At 70.5% G+C, this 16,473-nt stretch carries 11 protein-coding genes; 5 read left to right on the forward strand and 6 right to left on the reverse strand.

The window, feature by feature from the left end:
• The first annotated feature begins 1 nt into the window (after position 1).
• Positions 2–907, forward strand: coding sequence for a factor-independent urate hydroxylase (pucL, locus tag ABZZ22_RS17035; protein WP_354933409.1), 906 nt, complete (start codon positions 2–4; stop codon positions 905–907).
• 9 nt (positions 908–916) lie between these two features.
• On the forward strand, positions 917–2,329 hold the full coding sequence (locus ABZZ22_RS17040) for a nucleobase:cation symporter-2 family protein (RefSeq protein WP_354933411.1): 1,413 nt from the start codon (positions 917–919) through the stop codon (positions 2,327–2,329).
• A gap of 244 nt (positions 2,330–2,573) precedes the next feature.
• Here the strand turns inward: ABZZ22_RS17040 and ABZZ22_RS17045 are convergent, their stop codons facing one another.
• From ABZZ22_RS17045 to ABZZ22_RS17070, 6 genes are all read right to left on the reverse strand, one after another.
• Complete coding sequence (locus ABZZ22_RS17045) at positions 2,574–3,875, reverse strand: guanine deaminase (RefSeq protein ID WP_354933413.1); 1,302 nt, start codon at positions 3,873–3,875, stop codon at positions 2,574–2,576.
• Positions 3,872–4,777, reverse strand: a complete 906-nt coding sequence (gene xdhC, locus ABZZ22_RS17050; RefSeq protein WP_354933415.1) for a xanthine dehydrogenase accessory protein XdhC — start codon at positions 4,775–4,777, stop codon at positions 3,872–3,874. The genes ABZZ22_RS17045 and xdhC overlap by 4 nt, the downstream gene beginning before the upstream one ends.
• Before the next feature lies 1 nt (position 4,778).
• Entirely contained in the window at positions 4,779–7,172 is a 2,394-nt protein-coding gene (gene xdhB / locus ABZZ22_RS17055; protein WP_354933417.1) for a xanthine dehydrogenase molybdopterin binding subunit, read from the reverse strand.
• A 118-nt stretch (positions 7,173–7,290) separates the two neighbouring features.
• Complete coding sequence (locus tag ABZZ22_RS17060) at positions 7,291–8,748, reverse strand: FAD binding domain-containing protein (protein WP_354933419.1); 1,458 nt, start codon at positions 8,746–8,748, stop codon at positions 7,291–7,293.
• On the reverse strand, positions 8,745–10,700 hold the full coding sequence (gene uraD, locus ABZZ22_RS17065; protein WP_354933421.1) for a 2-oxo-4-hydroxy-4-carboxy-5-ureidoimidazoline decarboxylase: 1,956 nt from the start codon (positions 10,698–10,700) through the stop codon (positions 8,745–8,747). The genes ABZZ22_RS17060 and uraD overlap by 4 nt, the downstream gene beginning before the upstream one ends.
• Positions 10,701–11,001: 301 nt before the next feature.
• Complete coding sequence (locus ABZZ22_RS17070) at positions 11,002–12,534, reverse strand: PucR family transcriptional regulator ligand-binding domain-containing protein (RefSeq protein WP_354933423.1); 1,533 nt, start codon at positions 12,532–12,534, stop codon at positions 11,002–11,004.
• Positions 12,535–12,733: 199 nt separating this feature from the next.
• Between ABZZ22_RS17070 and ABZZ22_RS17075 the strand changes: the two genes are divergently transcribed.
• From ABZZ22_RS17075 to gcl, 3 genes are all read left to right on the forward strand, one after another.
• Positions 12,734–13,558: a TIM barrel protein gene (locus ABZZ22_RS17075; RefSeq protein WP_354933425.1), complete on the forward strand. Its 825-nt coding sequence runs from the start codon at positions 12,734–12,736 to the stop codon at positions 13,556–13,558.
• 140 nt (positions 13,559–13,698) lie between these two features.
• Positions 13,699–14,607 (forward strand): 2-hydroxy-3-oxopropionate reductase, encoded by a 909-nt coding sequence (locus ABZZ22_RS17080; RefSeq protein WP_354933427.1) that lies wholly within the window; start codon positions 13,699–13,701, stop codon positions 14,605–14,607.
• Between the two features lies 1 nt (position 14,608).
• Positions 14,609–16,384 carry a glyoxylate carboligase gene (gene gcl / locus ABZZ22_RS17085; protein ID WP_354933429.1) on the forward strand — a complete coding sequence of 592 codons (1,776 nt, stop codon included), beginning with the start codon at positions 14,609–14,611 and terminating at the stop codon, positions 16,382–16,384.
• Positions 16,385–16,473: the final 89 nt, after the last annotated feature.

Raw genomic sequence — 16,473 nt, forward strand, 5'->3', positions numbered from 1 at the left:
CATGCCCATCCACCTTGGATCGAACCAGTACGGCAAGGCCGAGAACCGCGTCGTACGCATCTACCGCGACACCCCTCGCCACCAGGTCCGCGACCTCAACGTCTCCACCGCGCTGCGCGGCAGCTTCGCCGAGGCTCACACCAGCGGTGACCAGCAGGACGTGCTGCCGACGGACACCCAGAAGAACACCGTCTTCGCCTACGCGAAGAAGGTCGGCGTCGCCTCGATCGAGGAGTTCGCGCTGGCTCTCGCCGACCGCTACCTCGAGGCCTGCCCTGCCGCTGGAGGAGCGCGGGTCGAGGTCGACGAGTACGCCTGGGACCGCATCCAGGTCGACGGCGAGGGGCATGACCACTCCTTCGTCCGCTCGGGTGGCGGCGTACGCACGACGGTGGTGAACGTCGACGGCCGCGGCGGCGGTCGGGTCGCCCATGTGGTCTCCGGCATCAAGGACCTGGTCGTGCTCAAGTCGACCGACTCGGAGTTCCATGGCTTCCTCAAGGACGAGTACACGACCCTGCAGGAGACCACCGACCGGATCCTGGCGACCTCGCTCGTCGCCCGCTGGCGCTACGTCGGCACGGACGTCGACTGGGACAAGTCGTACGACTCGATCCGGGCCCTGCTGCTGCAGCGGTTTGCGGAGATCCACAGTCTCGCCCTGCAGCAGACCCTGAACGGGATGGGCACCTCCGTGCTCGAGCAGCACGGTGACGTCGCCGAGATCAAGTTCTCCGCGCCCAACAAGCACCACTTCCTCTCCGACCTCTCTCCCTTCGGTCTGGAGAACCCCGGCGAGGTCTTCCACGCCGCCGACCGGCCCTACGGCCTGATCGAAGCCTCGGTCGTACGGGACGAGGCCCCTGATGCCGGCAACGCCTGGCACGCCATCCCCGGATTCTGCTGAGGACCGGCCATGTCAGGTCGCAGGAGGCAGACCCCCGCGCCGGCCACGACCCGACCAGAGGACGAACGGCATCCGCCTGGCCAGCTCCTCGCCTACGGCACCCAGCACATCCTGACGATGTACGGCGGCGTGATCGCGCCGCCGCTCATCGTCGGGGGTGCTGCGGGCCTGTCGGCCACGGACCTGGCGTTGCTGGTGACCGCCGGACTCTTCGTGTCGGGCCTCGCGACGCTGCTGCAGACTCTCGGCATCGGCCCCTTCGGCAGTCGGCTGCCGATCGTGCAGGGCATCTCGTTCGCCAGCGTGTCGACGATGGTCACGATCGCCAGCGAGGACGGACTGCGCCCGGTCTTCGGCGCGATCATCGTCGCCGGGGTGATCGGACTGGTCCTGTCGTCGTTCTTCGCCCAGCTGGTCCGGCTGTTCCCGGCCGTCGTCACCGGCACGATCATCACGGTCATCGGGTTGTCGCTGATGCCGGTGGCGTTCCGGTGGGCGATGGGCAACGACGCCACCGCTCCGGACTACGGCTCGATGACGAACATCGCATACGCAGGCCTCACGCTGCTCATCATCCTGGTGATCAGCCGCGTCTTTCAGGGCGCGATCTCGCGTCTGTCCATCCTCATCGGGATCGTCGTCGGGACCGTGGTCGCGACGATCGCCGGCCGGGCCGACTTCTCCTCGGTCGGGGAGTCCGACCTGGTCGCGCTCCCGCCGATCCTGCACTTCGGCGGTCCGACGTTCGAGGTCGGTGCGATCGTCTCGATGACGATCGTGGTGCTGGTGATCATGACCGAGACGACGGCGGACATCCTCGCCATCGGCGAGATCGTGGAGACCGACGTGGACGCCAAGCGTGTCGCCAACGGTCTCCGCGCCGACATGGCGGCCACCACGGTCGCTCCGCTGTTCGGCACGTTCCCGTGCAGCGCGTTCGCACAGAACGTCGGGCTGGTGGCGCTGACCGGCGTCCGGAGCCGGTACGTCGTCGCGACGGGTGGTCTCGTGCTGTTGCTCCTCGGGCTGCTGCCGATCGTCGGCGCCGTCGTGGCGGCGATCCCTTATCCCGTGCTCGGTGGTGCCGGCGTCGTGCTGTTCGGCTCGGTCGCGGCCAGCGGCATTCGCACTCTGTCGCGCGTGGACTACGAGGACAACCTCAACATGGTCATCGTCTCCGTCGCGATCGCCGTCGGCATCCTGCCCATCGCGGCGCCGACCTTCTGGGATGCCTTCCCCGAGTGGCTTGGCGTGATCATGCATTCCGGCATCAGCGCCACCGCCCTGGTCGCCGTCGTGCTCAACCTGCTGTTCAACGAGATCACCATCGGAAACCGCCCGGGTGCGTCGGTCTTCGCCGCCTCCGAGGATCGCCGCGACAACCTCGGTGACCGCCTCGACGACGACATCGAGCGGCCATGACCGCCTGAATGTCGTACGGAGGCCGAGTCGGCCCGTCCTAACCAGAAACCCGCCGAGTCGGCTCGTCATGACGAGCCGACTCGGCATGATTTCGCGTCAGGATGCGCCGACTCGACCGGCTCGACGACGACCTCTCCTGTGGCCTTGCCGAGACGTCACTTCCGTCGGCCGAGTAGGCACGACGCTGCCCACTCGACCGACGTCCGTGACGTCTCGGCCGACCTACCTGACGCCTCGGCGGGGGTCAGCCGACGAGGTGGGGGTCGGGGGCGTCGACGAGCTCGCCCTCGATCCACACGCTGCGTACGTCGGCGGGGGTGCCGAGGGCGAACATCTTCGCCAGAGCGTCGGCGGGGTCGCTGGCGTGGGTGAGGCCGACGTCGAGGGGCGTGTCGGCGGCGGGCTTGATCCACTGGGCGTCGAAGCGGCGGCCGACGCAGAAGTCGCCGACCGCGGCTCCTAGCCCGAGGGCCTCGGCGCCGGCTCGGGTCGCCAGGTGAAGGAGGTGGGACGGCGTCAGTGGGTGGCCGGCCTCGCCGAGCTGCTGCTGGGCGACGTACGCCGCCAAGCCCTCCTTGAGCAGCGAGAACCCGGTGCCGGCGCCGACGTCGGAGCCCATCGAGACGCGCACCCCGTGGGCGCGGTGGCGAGCCAGCGGGAAGAGGCCGCTGCCGAGGGCGGCGTTGCTGGAGGCGCAGTGCGCGACCGAGGCGCCGCGAGCGGCGAGCAGGGTGAGCTCGGAGTCGGTGGGGTGCACGTTGTGAGCCAGGACGGTTCCGGGGCCGACCAGGCCATGGCGGTCGTAGGAGGTCACGTAGTCGCAGCCGAAGAGCTCCTCGACGACCTCGATCTCGCGGGTGTTCTCGTTGACGTGGGAGGTGAACATGGCGCCTGGCACCGCGCCGAGCACGTCGGCGCAGGCCGCGAGCAGGTCGTCGGTGCAGGACAGTGAGAACCGCGGCGTCACGGCGTAGCGGGCCCGGCCGACCCCGTGCCAGCGGGCGGCGAGCGCGAGCGACTCCTCGCGGGCCCGGTCGGGGTCGGTGAACAGGTCCTCGCGGATGAGCCGGTCGCTGACCACGAGGCCGCTGGTGATCCGTAGCCCGACCCGGGCGGCCTCGGCGAAGACCGTGTCGACCGCGGGGGCGAAGTGGCTGCCGAAGACCAGCGCCGTGGTGGTGCCGGCGCCGACCAGGCCGCGGACGAAGTCGGTGGCGACCCCTGCGGCGTAGGCCGGGTCGGCGAGGCGCGCCTCCTCGGGGAGGGCGCACTGATCGAGCCAGTCGAGCAGGGGCAGGCCCAGACCGCCGATGACGCGGACCTGCGGGAAGTGCACGTGGGTGTCGACGAACCCGGGTAGCACGAAGCCGCCGGAGAGGTCGACGACGTTCTCCTGGGGGTGCTGACGGTGCAGGCCGGCGTAGCTGCCGCGGGCGCGGATCACGCCGTCGCGTACCAGCAGTGCGCCGTCCTGCTCCGTGCGGAGCCGACCGCCGGTGAAGGGGTCGTCAGGGGTGTCGAGGAAGGTTCCTCGATAGAGCGTCATGGCGTCTGTTCCTTGGTGGTCGTGCGGTCCCCGGTGGTCGTGCGGTCCCCGGTGGTCGTGCGGTCCCCGGTGGTCGTGCGGTCCCCGGTGGTCGAGCTTGTCGAGACCCCCGAGAAGAGCTGCAGCAGCCGAGCAGCGACGCTCACTGCGATCGTAGCCGGGGCCTTGCCACCGAGATCGGGGAGACCGATGGGCGTGGCGATGCGGGCGATCGCCTCGGGGGCGTGGCCTTCCTCGGCGAGCTTGGCCCGGAACCGGCTCCACTTGGCGCTCGAGCCGATCAGCCCGATCGACCCCAGCTGGGAGGCGCGGAGAGCAGCGTCGCACAGCGCGGCATCCTCGGCGTGGTCGTGGGTCATCACGAGGACGTGGGTGCCCTCGGGAAGCTCGCCGATGACGAGCTCGGGCAGCACCGGTACCTGGTGGACGTGGATGCCGGCGACGGCGTCGTCCAGGCCCCGGAGCCGCTCGGGCTCGAGCTGGGCGGGGCGGGAGTCGACCAGGTGCAGCTCGAGGTCGTGGCGGGCGAGGATGCGCGCCAGCTCGAGCCCGACGTGGCCCATCCCGAAGATGGCCACGGACGGCACGGTGGGAAGGGGCTCGAGCAGGAGTTCGACCTCGCCACCACAGCACTGGACGCCGTGCTGGTAGGGCGCCTTGTCGGAGAGCGACACCTTCATGGTCTCCGGCACGGCGATGCCCTCGGTCAGTATCGCCCGCGCACGCTCGATCGCGACAGCTTCGAGGTTGCCGCCACCGACGGTGGCCCACGTGCGGTCGGCAGAGACGACCATCTTGGCCCCTGCCTCGCGCGGCGAATGACCGCGCACGGACGTCAGGGTCACCAGTACGCCGGGGGCCCGCTGCTCGCGTAGCCGCTGGACGGCTCTCATCCACTCCATGTCATCCCTTCCGTCCGGCCATGGCCGGCTCGGCGCCGGCGTCGCTGGGTGCGGCCTCGGGGGCCTGCGGCGTACGGGCCCGGTCGAGCGCCCAGTAGACGGCCTCCGGGGTGGCGGGGCAGCCGAGGTCGACGCTGGCGCCGCCGGGGCCGAACGCGGCGGCCGCCTCGCGCAGCGCCTCGCGTACGGAGAAGGCGAGCATCAACGGGGGTTCGCCGACCGCCTTGGAGCCGTAGACGGCACCCTCCTCGTGGGCCTTCTCGAGCAGCTTCACCCGGAAGTCCTCGGGCATCTCGGAGAAGCTCGGCAGCTTGTAGGTGCTCGCCGCCTGCGTCGCCAGCCGGCCACGGTTGGGCCCGTCGGAGGTGTCCCAGCGCAGGTCCTCCAGGGTCAGCCAGCCGGCGCCCTGCACGAAGCCGCCCTCGATCTGGCCGATGTCGATCAGCGGACTCAGGCTGTCGCCGACGTCGTGGACGATGTCGACGCGCCGCAGCGTGTAGGCGCCGGTGAAGCCGTCGACCTCGACCTCGGAGGCTGCGACCCCGTTGGCGAAATACTTGAACGGCTCGCCCCGCATGACGGCGGGGTCCCAGTGCAGGCCCTCGGTGCGGTAGAAGCCGGCTGCCCAGAGCTGCACCCGCTGGTGGTAGGCGGTGTTGACCAGCTCGTTCCAGCCGATCTCGCCTGAAGCGGGAGAGAGGCCGCGGACGACGCCGTCGTCGAAACGTACGTCGCTGGGACTGATCCCGAGGCGGCCTCCGGCGACCTGGGCGAGCCGCTCGCGGATCTGCTCGCAGGCGTTCTTGATGGCCGCCCCGTTGAGGTCGGCACCCGAGCTGGCCGCGGTCGCCGAGGTGTTGGGCACCTTGTCGGTGCGGGTGGGGGCGAGGCGTACGCGGGACAGCGGCAGGCCGAGCGCGGTGGCGGCGACCTGCAGCATCTTGGTGTGCAGGCCCTGGCCCATCTCGGTGCCGCCGTGGTTGATCAGCACCGAGCCGTCCTTGTAGACGTGCACGAGGGCGCCGGCCTGGTTGAAGGCGGTGAGGTTGAACGAGATGCCGAACTTCACCGGCGTCATCGCCAGACCGCGCTTGGTATGCGGATGCCGGCTGTTGAAATCGGCGATCTCCGCGCGCCTCCGTGCCACCTCGCCAGAGGAGGTGACCTGGTCCCAGCAGGCCGCCAGCCGGTCCGCCTGCCGCACCGGTTGACCGTACGGCGTGGTCTGGTCCTGCTGATAGAGGTTGCGGCGGCGCAGCTCGAGCGGGTCGATGCCGAGCAGCGGGGCGCACCGGCCGAGCAGGTCCTCCATGACCAGCATCCCCTGGGGGCCGCCGAAGCCGCGGAAGGCGGTCTGCGAGGTCTTGTTGGTGCGCGCGACCCGGCCGTCGACGCGGATGTCGGGCACCCAGTAGGCGTTGTCGATGTGGCACAGCGCGCGGGCCAGCACCGGCTCGGAGAGGTCGAGGCTCCAGCCGCCGTCGGCGGTGAGGGTGGCCTCGAGACCGAGGATGTGGCCCTCGTCATCGAACCCGACCCGCCAGGTGCTGTGGAAGCCGTGGCGCTTGCCGGACATCGTCATGTCCTGGGTGCGGTTGAGCCGCAGCCGCACCGGACGTCCGGTGAGGGTGGCCCCCAGGGCGGCGATCGCGGCATAGCCGTGCGGCTGCATCTCCTTGCCGCCGAACGCGCCGCCCATCCGCAGGCACTGGACGGTCACCTCGTGGCTCGGGACGCCGAGGACATGGGCGACGATCTCCTGCGTCTCGGAGGGGTGCTGGGTGCTGCTGTGCACCAGCACCTGGCCGCCCTCGTCGACCAGGGCGAGCGAGACGTGGGTCTCCAGGTAGAAGTGCTCCTGGCCGGCGAACTCGAACTCGCCCTCGAAGACGTGCGCGGCGCCCGTCAGCGCGGCCCCGGCGTCACCGCGCTCCAGGTGGCGCGGCGTGCCCTGGAAGCTCTCCGCAGCGATGGCCTCCGGCACGGTGACCAGCGAGGGCAGCGGCTCGTAGTCGACCTCGACCGCGGCCGCGCCCAGCCGGGCGGCCTCCTGGGTCTCGCCGAGCACCCAGCACACCGCATGGCCGTGGAACATCACCTCGGTGGGGAAGAGCGGCTCGTCGTGCTTGACGCCGGCGTCGTTGACGCCGGGCACGTCGTCGGCGGTCAGCACGCGGACGACGCCCGGGACCGCGTACGCCGGTTCGGCGCGCAGCGCGGTGACCAGCGCATGGGTGTGCGGGGCCTGGACCGGCCAGGCGTGCAGCGTGCCGGCGATCCGCCCGACCAGGTCGTCGGTGTAGAGCGCCTCGCCGGTGACGTGCAGCGCGGCGCTCTCGTGCGGCAGCGGAATCCCGACGATCGGGTTCTCAGGGCGTTCGGACAGGGCGCTCATGCCGGGGCCTCCTCGGATGTCGACCGAGGTACCTCGGTGTGGATGCAGTTCCTTCGTGGAGTTCCGTGAAGGAGGTGACCGCTCACCGAGCTACCTCGGTGAGCATTCCGCGGGTCGCTCATGCCGACACCTCCTGGCGATGGGTCTCCGGGTGGGTGTGGAACAGGCGCAGCAACGACTGGCCCAGCATCGCCGAGCGGTAGGACGCGCTGGCGCGGTGGTCGTCCATCGGGGTGCCCTCCTCGGCGAGGACGGCCGCGGCGCGGCGTACGGTCTCCTCGGTCCACGGCCGCCCGGCCAGGGCATCCTCGGTGGCGACGGCGCGCAGCGGCGTGGCGGCGACGCCACCCAGGCCGATCCGGGCCCGGACGACGGCGCCGTCGGCGATCTCGAGCGCGTAGCCGACGGCCACGCTGGAGATGTCGTCGAAGCGGCGCTTGGCGATCTTGTGGAAGCCGACGAGAGGGGCCAGCGGCAGCGGGAGGCGTACGCCGCGGATCAGCTCGTCCGCGGCCCGGACCGTCTCGCGGTAGCCGGTGAAGTAGTCGGCCAGCGCGACGACCCGATCGCCGCGCGGCGAAGCCAGGACGACGTCGGCGTCGAGCGCGAGCAGCGCCGGTGGGGCGTCGCCGATCGGGGAGGCGGTGCCGATGTTGCCGCCGATCGTCGCGCTGTTGCGGATCAGACGCGAGGCGAACTGCGGGAAGAGCTCGGCCAGGAGCGGGACCCGGCCGTTGAGCTTGCGCTCGATCTCGGTCAGCGTGAGGGCCGCCCCGATCTCGACGTAGCCGGTCCGGAAGGCGAGCTCGCGCAGCTCGGGCAGCCGGTCCACCGCTACGACCAGCGGCGCCCGGCGGCCGCGGAGGTTGACCTCGACGCCCCAGTCGGTCGACCCGGCCACGACCTGTGCCTCCGGCCGCTCGGTGAGGAGGGCAAGCGTCTCGGTCAGCGTCTCCGGGCGGACGAACTCGGCGCCGTCGACGGTGATCCGGGTCGGCGCAGGCTCGGGCGGCGGCTGCTGCTGCCGCGCGGCGAGGGCGTCGCCGTCCTCCGGCGAGCCCAGGGCGAAGGCCGCGTCCCGGATCGGGCGGTAGCCGGTGCAGCGGCACAGGTTGCCGCTCAGCGCATGCAGGTCGACGCCGTTCGGGCCGTGCTCGTGGTCGCACGCTGCGTCGGTCGCAACCCGTCCCGGACGGTAGAACTCCGCGGCAAGGCTGCAGACGAACCCAGGGGTGCAGTAGCCGCACTGCGACCCACCGCGCACGGCGAGCTCCTGCTGGACCGGATGGAGGTCGCTGCTGCTGCCGAGGCCCTCGCTGGTGACGACCTCCTGGCCGTCGAGCGCGGCGACCGGCACCAGGCAGGCGTTGACCGAGGTCCACTCGGTCGGCGAGGTGGTGCCGGGCCGAGCGACCATCACGGAGCAGGCGCCGCACTCGCCCTCGGCGCAGCCCTCCTTGGCGCCGGTCAGGCCGCGGCCGCGCAACCAGTCGAGGGCGGTGGTGTGGGCGGCGACCCCGGTCAGGGGCAGCCGGTCCCCGTTGACGGTGACACCGGGGGTGATGGGTGTGCTCATCGCTGGCTCCGGATCGGGTTGCGGGTGCGGGCGCTGTGGATGGGGTTGGCATCGCGCAGGAAGTCGTCGAAGCGGTGGCCGGCGATCTTGGCGATCTCGATCAGCGCGGCGGCGTGCTCCTGCCGTTCGCAGTTGCCGAGGCGGTCCCGCCCCTCGGCGAGGATCCGGTCGAGCGAGGTGGTGTCGCGTACGGAGATGACCAGCGGGAAGCCGAACCGCTCGTGGTAGGCGTCGGTGAGCGACGTCAGCGCCTCCTGGTCCGGTTCGGCCAGGTGGGTCAGGCCGCGCGAGGACTGGTCGCGCAGCGACTCCTCGCCGACGACCCCGTCCGAGACCAGGCGCGAACCCAGCTCGGGGTAGGCCTCGATCAGCTCACGCTGCTCCTCGACGGTGCCGCTGAAGAGGGCGTCCTGGAAGGCCCGGCGCAGGGCGTGGGTGTCGGTGAACGGCCGCTGCTCCCAGGCCCGCTCGACCATCCAGCGCGGCCCCTGGAAGAGGCCGTCGAACGTCTCCACGAACTCCGTACGTCCCATCTGGTTGACCTGGTCGAGCCGGACGCCCTCGCCGGGCTGGCCGGCGACGGTCGGACCGAAGTCGGGGCCGACGTGGTGGAACAGGACGTTGAGCAGGATCGCCGAGAGGCTGCCGAGGGTGATGCCGCTGCCGAAGATGATCTCGGCCCACCCCGGGACGGCCTGGGAGACCTCGGGCTGCGCGGTGACGTACATGGCCAGGCCGACGCTGGTCGCGACGATCACGACGTTGCGGTGGTCGTGGAAGTCGACCTTGCTGAGGGTCTGGAAGCCGACGACGGCGACGGTCGCGAACATCGCCAGGGCCGCGCCGCCGAGGACTGGGTGCGGGATGCCGGCGACGATCGCGCCGACCTTGGGGAGCAGCCCGATCAGCACCATGATCGCACCGGCGGCGGCGACGACCCACCGGCTCTTGACCCGGGTCAGCCGGACGAGACCGACGTTCTCGGCGAAGCAGGTGTAGGGGAAGGAGTTGAAGACGCCGCCGATGGTGGTGGCCAGACCGTCGGCACGCAGGGCCCGGGCGATGTCGGTGCGACCGACCCGCTTCTCCACGATCTCGCCGGTGGCGAAGACGTCACCGGTGGTCTCGACGGCGGTGATCAGCATGACCACGATCATCGACACGATCGCGGCGGCGGAGAACTGTGGCCAGCCGAAGTGGAACGGCGTGGTGACGCCGACCCAGTCGGAGCCGGCGACCGCATCGAAGTGGGCGTCGCCGAGGATCCAGGCGACCAGGGTGCCGACGACCAGCCCGACGAGCACGGCGACGGTGGCCATGAAGCCCTTGAACACCCGCTGGATGACCACGATCAGCGCCAAGGTTCCCAGGGCGTACGCCAGGTTGCGGCCGCTCGTGGGGTCCGAGGTCGGGCCGGCACCACCGGTCGCGTCCGCGGCGGCGACGGGCAGCAGCGCGATGCCGATGATGGTGATCACCGAGCCGGTCACGACCGGTGGGAAGAACCGGATCAGCCGGCTGAAGTAGGGAGCGATGAAGAAGGTAGCCAGACCGGCGACGATCACCGCGCCGTAGATGACGAGCAGCCCGTCGGTGCCGCCGCCCGCGGCCATCCCGATCGCGATCATCGGTGAGACGGCGGTGAAGGTGACGCCCTGCAGCAGCGGCAGCCGGACACCGACCTTCCAGAAGCCCACCGACTGGATGATCGAGGCGATGCCGCAGGTGAACAGGTCGGCGTTGATCAGGTGGATCAGCTCCTCCTGGCTCAACCCGATCGCGTTGGCGAGCAGGATCGGCACGATCACCGCACCGGCATAGAACGCGAGCACGTGCTGGAGGCCGTAGACGGCGAGCTTGCCCGCCGGGAGCACCTCGTCGACGGGGTGGGTGGTGCCGGAACCACTCTTCCGCTGCGGCCGCAACGACCTCAGGACTGCTCTGGCATTCATCGCCTCACACCTTTCTCGGGGGCTATCGCGGTTGGTGAGCGTGACGTACACCACAGCCTGGTCTTTTCCGGCCCCGAGTGGCACCCGCCGATCATCCGAAGATGGGGTCTACGCGGATGCGGCCTTTGTGTGATGCTCCAGAATGACGTGCTTCCTGTATCGGGGCGGTTTCGGCGGCGTGAAACACCGCCTGGATCGCGTGTAACACGCTGTTCGTAGGTCTATCCGGTCGTTATAAAAGGCGAGTAGTCCTACGAACGACGTGTTACAGCCGACCTCGGCCGACTCGACCAAGGCCGGCTCACAGAGATCTGAGGGCGAGGAAGACGTCGACCCGGTCCTCCATCGTGGTCAGGTCGCGACCGGTCAGCTCCTCGATCCGGGAGATCCGGTAGCGCACGCTGTTGACGTGGAGATGGAGCGAGTCGGCGGTACGCGTCCAGGACCCGGCGTACGTCAGGAACCGGTCGAGGGTGAGCACGAGATCGCCGCCGGAGCGTTGGTCGTGCTCGAGGACCGGGCCGAGGACGCGTTGCGCGTAGGTGCGGCGGATGTCGTCGGGGACCGTGGCGAGCAGCAGCACGTGGGAGGTCACCTCCTCGGAGCTGGACAACGCCACCGAGCCCCCGCCGGAGCGGGCGACCCGGTGTGCGAACCGCGCCTCCTCGAGCGCGCCTGCCAGCGCGTCGATGGCGCTTTCGCCGCTCAGCCCCACCGACAGTGAGCCGCGGACCAGGGCCGGCGCCAGCCGGGTCAGCGAGCGGCGCAGTTGGTCGGTGAGGTCGGGGCGGGACGGGAGGAAGGCGACCGCGCAGCCGTCCCGCGCGCTCGCGACGACGGACGGCCCCAGGCCGAGAGCCACATCCTCGAGCACCGCGGCCACTGCGTCCGGCGGACCACCTGGCCCGAGCTCGGCCACGGCGAGCACGAGCGGCCGCTCGGGATCGATCCCGGACTGGCGTAGCCCGGTCGCGATCTCGGCGGGGGAGGCGCCGGCCTCCAGGTGGGCGAGGGTCGCCGCCGCGAGCGGTCGCCGGACCCGAAGGCCCTCGTCGCGCCGCGAGCGGTCCAGTGCGGTGATGGCGCCGAACTCGTGGACCATGTCGAGGTCCTCCCGCGGCCAGGTGGTGTGGTCGCCCTCGACGGCGACCGTCCATCCGGTGAGCCGGTCGGCCAGGCCCGATCCGATGGGGAACAGCGAGTAGCGACGGTCGCCCACCTCGGCCGCGGCGGGCAGCAGGTCGGCGGTCAGGAAGCGGCGGGTCAGCGCATCGACCGTCTCGGGATCGAGCTCGCCGGGGCCGGGTACGACATGACGCCCGCTCGCGGTGAGCACCCGGCAGGCGTGGCCGATCTCCGAGGCCACCCGGGCGGCCAGCTCGTCCAGGCTGCGACCCGAGGCGATGGCGGAGAGCAGCTGGCGCTGGCGGGCCAGGCTGGCCGACATCCGGGCGCTCGCGCCGGCGGCGCCGGCGGCCGCGACGTATTCGGTCACGTCGGCGAACGCGACGTCTCCGGGGACCTCGACCAGGGCGACCCGGTGGCGACGGCAGGCCTCGACGAGGTCGTCGGGGACCGCGCCGAGGAGGGCCGCGCCAGCCAGAAGACAGGTCGCCCCACCCTCCGCGATCGAGGACACGAAGGTCTCGCTGTCCTCGGGCCCGCGACGCCAGACGAGACCGGTGAGCACGAGCTCGCCGCCGCTCAGGTATCGACCGGGTTCGAGCAGGTCGATCGTGACCGTGCGGCCGACGGGTCGGTCGAGCGCGCGCTCAGGGGCGTGCAGGAGTCGCAGGCCCAGGCTGGGCGTCTCCAACAGCTCTGCAAGTAGCACGGTGCCTCCACCGGTCGACCGGTCCCATTCGGCCGCTTCTTGGAGGAACGTACAACGCCCGCACATGTACGCGGGAGGCCCGTTGTCGTTTCTTCACCACTTTGCGGCCAAGTCCTGCTCAGGGTTGACGTGACTCCGCTCACATCCTTATATTTCGAATGTCAGAAATCAAATTCCGTATTACGGAAGGAATGGTGAGATGTCCCACCAGCTCCGGTACGAGGTGAACTGCTCGATCCTGTTCACCGAGATCCCGCTGCTCGAGCGCCCCGCAGCGGTGAAGGCCGCCGGCTTCGACGCGGTGGAGTTCTGGTGGCCGTTCGCCGAGGCGGTGCCGTCCGACAAGGACGTCGACGCCTTCGTCGCCGCAGTCGAGGACGCCGGGGTGCGCCTGGTCGGCCTCAACTTCTTCGCCGGTGACATGCCGGCCGGCGACCGCGGTCTGGTCTCGTGGCCAGCCCGGTCGGCGGAGTTCCGCGACAACATCGACGTCACTATCGGCATCGGTGAGCGGCTCGGCTGCACCGCGTTCAACGCGCTCTACGGCAATCGCTTCGACGACACCGCGGCTGAGGCACAGGACGACCTCGCCGCCGAGAACCTCGCGCTGGCTGCCCGCGCGGCAGCCCGCATCGGCGGGACCGTGCTGGTCGAGCCGGTCAGCGGCGCCGACCGCTATCCGCTGCTCACCGCCGCCGACGCGATCGCGGCGATCGACCGTGCCGGTGAGGCCAACATCGGCCTGCTCGCCGACCTCTACCACCTCGCCGTGAACGGCGACGACGTCGACGAGGTGATCGCTGCGTACGCAACTCGCATCGCTCACGTCCAGATCGCCGACGCCCCTGGCCGCAACGAGCCCGGCACCGGCGACCTCCCGCTCGAGCGACAGCTCGCCGCGCTCGAGGAAGCCGGATACGCCGGCTGGGTCGGGCTGGAGTACAAGCCCGCCACCACGTCGCCCGAGAGTTTCGACTGGCTACCGCGCGAGCGTCGCCCCAGTTGCCGAGTCGGCTCGTTCTGACCGAAATCAGCGTCGAGTCGGCCCGTCATAACGAGCCGACTCGACGCGGATCTTGGTCAGTTTGCGCCGACTCGACAGGCCAGGAGCACCGCAGCGCCGCGTACGCAACGCGCTAACCACCCCACGGAGGAGAGAACATCATGACCACCATCGCTTTCATCGGCCTCGGCATCATGGGCAGTCCGATGGCCGCCCACCTCGTCGCCGCAGGCCACACCGTCGCCGGCTTCGACCACAACCCGGAGCGCGCCCAAGCCCTGGCCGCGGCGGGCGGCCACACCGCCGCCTCGACCGCCGACGCCTGCCGCGACGCCGACGTCGTCTGCGTGATGGTTCCGGACTCGCCCCACGTCGAGGAGGTCCTCGCAGCCGAGGGCGGTGTCTTCGAGTCCGCCCCCGCCGGCGCGCTGATCATCGACTTCTCCAGCATCCGACCCGACGTGAGCGCCACGCTCGCCGAGCAGGCCACGGCCCGTGGCTTCCGCATCCTCGACGCCCCCGTCTCCGGTGGCGAGGCGGGTGCGAAGAACGCGGCTCTCTCGATCATGGTCGGCGGCGCGGCCGACGACTTCGCCACCGCGAAGCCGATCTTCGATGCCGTCGGCAAGACCATCGTCCACGTCGGCCCGAGCGGTGCCGGCCAGACGGTCAAGGCGGCCAACCAGCTCATCGTGGCGGCCAACATCCAGGCGCTCTCGGAGGCGGTCGCCTTCCTCGAGGCGTACGGCGTGGACACCAAGGCAGCTCTCGAGGTGCTCGGTGGCGGGCTCGCGGGTTCGAGCGTTCTCGACCAGAAGAAGGAGAACATGCTGACCCGCTCCTTCCGTCCCGGCTTCCGGATCGACCTGCACCACAAGGACATGGGCATCGTCACCGCCGCCGCCCGAGAGGCCGGTGTCGTCGTTCCGCTCGGCTCGCTGGTCGCCCAGCTGATGGCGAGCGCGCGGGCCAACGGTGACGGCGGCCTGGACCACTCCGCCCTGCTGCGAGGCGTCGAGCGCCTGAGCGGGGTCTCGACAGGCTCGACCACCGAAATCGAGGAAAGCTGACATGGCACGCATGCGCGCGGTCGACGCCGCCGTCCTGATCCTGGAGAAGGAGGGCGCGACCCAGCTGTTCGGTCTCCCTGGTGCCGCGATCAACCCGTTCTACAGCGCGATGCGCAAGCACGGCGGCGTCCAGCACGTGCTCGCCCGTCACGTCGAGGCGGCCTCCCACATGGCCGAGGGCTACACCCGGGCGAAGGCCGGCAACATCGGCGTCTGCATCGGCACCTCCGGCCCGGCCGGCACCGACATGATCACCGGTCTCTACTCGGCCTCCGCCGACTCGATCCCGATCCTGTGCATCACCGGCCAGGCACCGGTCGCCAAGCTCCACAAGGAGGACTTCCAGGCGGTCGACATCGCCGCCGTCGCCGGCTCGCTCACCAAGATGGCGGTCACCGTGATGGAGCCGGCTCAGGTGCCCGGCACCTTCCAGAAGGCCTTCCGGCTGATGCGCGAGGGGCGCCCCGGTCCGGTCCTCATCGACCTTCCGCTCGACGTCCAGCAGGCCGAGATCGACTTCGACATCGAGACGTACGAGCCCTTGCCGATCGCCAGGCCGGCGGCCAGTCGTGCCCAGGCGGAGAAGGCGCTGGCGATGATGCTCGATGCCGAGCGCCCCCTGATCGTCGCGGGCGGTGGCGTGGTCAACGCCGACGCCACCGAGCTGCTGGTCGAGCTCGCCGAGGTCACCGGAGTTCCCGTCGTCCCCACGCTGATGGGCTGGGGCACGATCCCGGACGACCACCGGCTCAACGCGGGCATGGTGGGGCTGCAGACCTCTCACCGCTACGGCAACGCGACCATGCTGGCCGGCGACTTCGTCCTCGGCATCGGCAACCGGTGGGCCAACCGCCACACCGGCTCGGTGGAGACCTACACCCGGGGTCGTACGTTCGTGCACATCGACATCGAGCCGACCCAGATCGGCCGGGTCTTCGCGCCGGACTACTCGATCGTCTCCGACGCCCGGGCCGCGCTGGAGGTGCTGGTCGAGGTCGCGAAGGAGTGGGCGGCGAACGGCCGCGTCGCCGACCGTACGCGCTGGGTCGAGGAGTGCGCCGAGCGCAAGCGGACCCTGCAGCGCAAGACGCACTTCGACGATGTCCCGATCAAGCCACAGCGGGTCTACGAGGAGATGAACCGGGCCTTCGGGCCGGGCACGCGCTACGTCACCACGATCGGCCTGTCCCAGATCCAGGCCGCGCAGCTGTTGCACGTCTACAAGCCGCGCCACTGGATCAACGCTGGCCAGGCAGGCCCGCTGGGCTGGACCCTGCCGGCCGCACTGGGGGTCGCGACCGCCGTCCCCGACGACCAGGTGGTCGCGCTGTCGGGCGACTACGACTTCCAGTTCCTGATCGAGGAGCTCGCGGTCGGCGCCCAGTTCAACATCCCCTACATCCACGTCGTCGTGAACAACTCCTACCTCGGGCTGATCCGCCAGGCCCAGCGCGGGTTCGAGATGGACTACTGCGTGCAGCTCGCCTTCGACAACATCAACAGCCCCGAGCTCGACGGCTACGGCGTCGACCACCTCAAGGTCGCCGAGGGGCTGGGCTGCAGGGCCGTACGCGTCACCGACCCCGCCGATCTCGGCGCTGCCTTCGAGAAGGCCAAGGCGCTGATGGCCGAATACCGGGTGCCCGTCCTCGTCGAGGTGATCCTCGAGCGCGTCACCAACGTGTCGATGGGTGTCGAGATCGACGGCGTCGTGGAGTTCGAGGAGCTTGCCGAGCGCGGCGAGCACGCCCCGACCGCGCTCGTCCCGCTGGACTGAGGCAGGCCATGTCTCCCACGTCCATCCCCGCCGAGTCGGCGCATCCTGACGCATGCCCGTCGAGTCGGCGCGTCATGACGAGCCGACTC

This window comes from Nocardioides sp. NPDC006273 (genome assembly GCF_040613495.1).
In the GTDB taxonomy this organism is placed as follows: domain Bacteria; phylum Actinomycetota; class Actinomycetes; order Propionibacteriales; family Nocardioidaceae; genus Nocardioides.

Bases quoted from the DNA above. Each gene is read 5' to 3' on its own strand.
- pucL (WP_354933409.1), top strand. From the start codon at position 2: ATGCCCATCCACCTTGGATCGAACCAGTACGGCAAGGCCGAGAACCGC.
- ABZZ22_RS17040 (WP_354933411.1), top strand. From the start codon at position 917: ATGTCAGGTCGCAGGAGGCAGACCCCCGCGCCGGCCACGACCCGACCA.
- ABZZ22_RS17045 (WP_354933413.1), bottom strand. From the start codon at position 3,875: ATGACGCTCTATCGAGGAACCTTCCTCGACACCCCTGACGACCCCTTC.
- xdhC (WP_354933415.1), bottom strand. From the start codon at position 4,777: ATGGAGTGGATGAGAGCCGTCCAGCGGCTACGCGAGCAGCGGGCCCCC.
- xdhB (WP_354933417.1), bottom strand. From the start codon at position 7,172: ATGAGCGCCCTGTCCGAACGCCCTGAGAACCCGATCGTCGGGATTCCG.
- ABZZ22_RS17060 (WP_354933419.1), bottom strand. From the start codon at position 8,748: ATGAGCACACCCATCACCCCCGGTGTCACCGTCAACGGGGACCGGCTG.
- uraD (WP_354933421.1), bottom strand. From the start codon at position 10,700: ATGAATGCCAGAGCAGTCCTGAGGTCGTTGCGGCCGCAGCGGAAGAGT.
- ABZZ22_RS17075 (WP_354933425.1), top strand. From the start codon at position 12,734: ATGTCCCACCAGCTCCGGTACGAGGTGAACTGCTCGATCCTGTTCACC.
- ABZZ22_RS17080 (WP_354933427.1), top strand. From the start codon at position 13,699: ATGACCACCATCGCTTTCATCGGCCTCGGCATCATGGGCAGTCCGATG.
- gcl (WP_354933429.1), top strand. From the start codon at position 14,609: ATGGCACGCATGCGCGCGGTCGACGCCGCCGTCCTGATCCTGGAGAAG.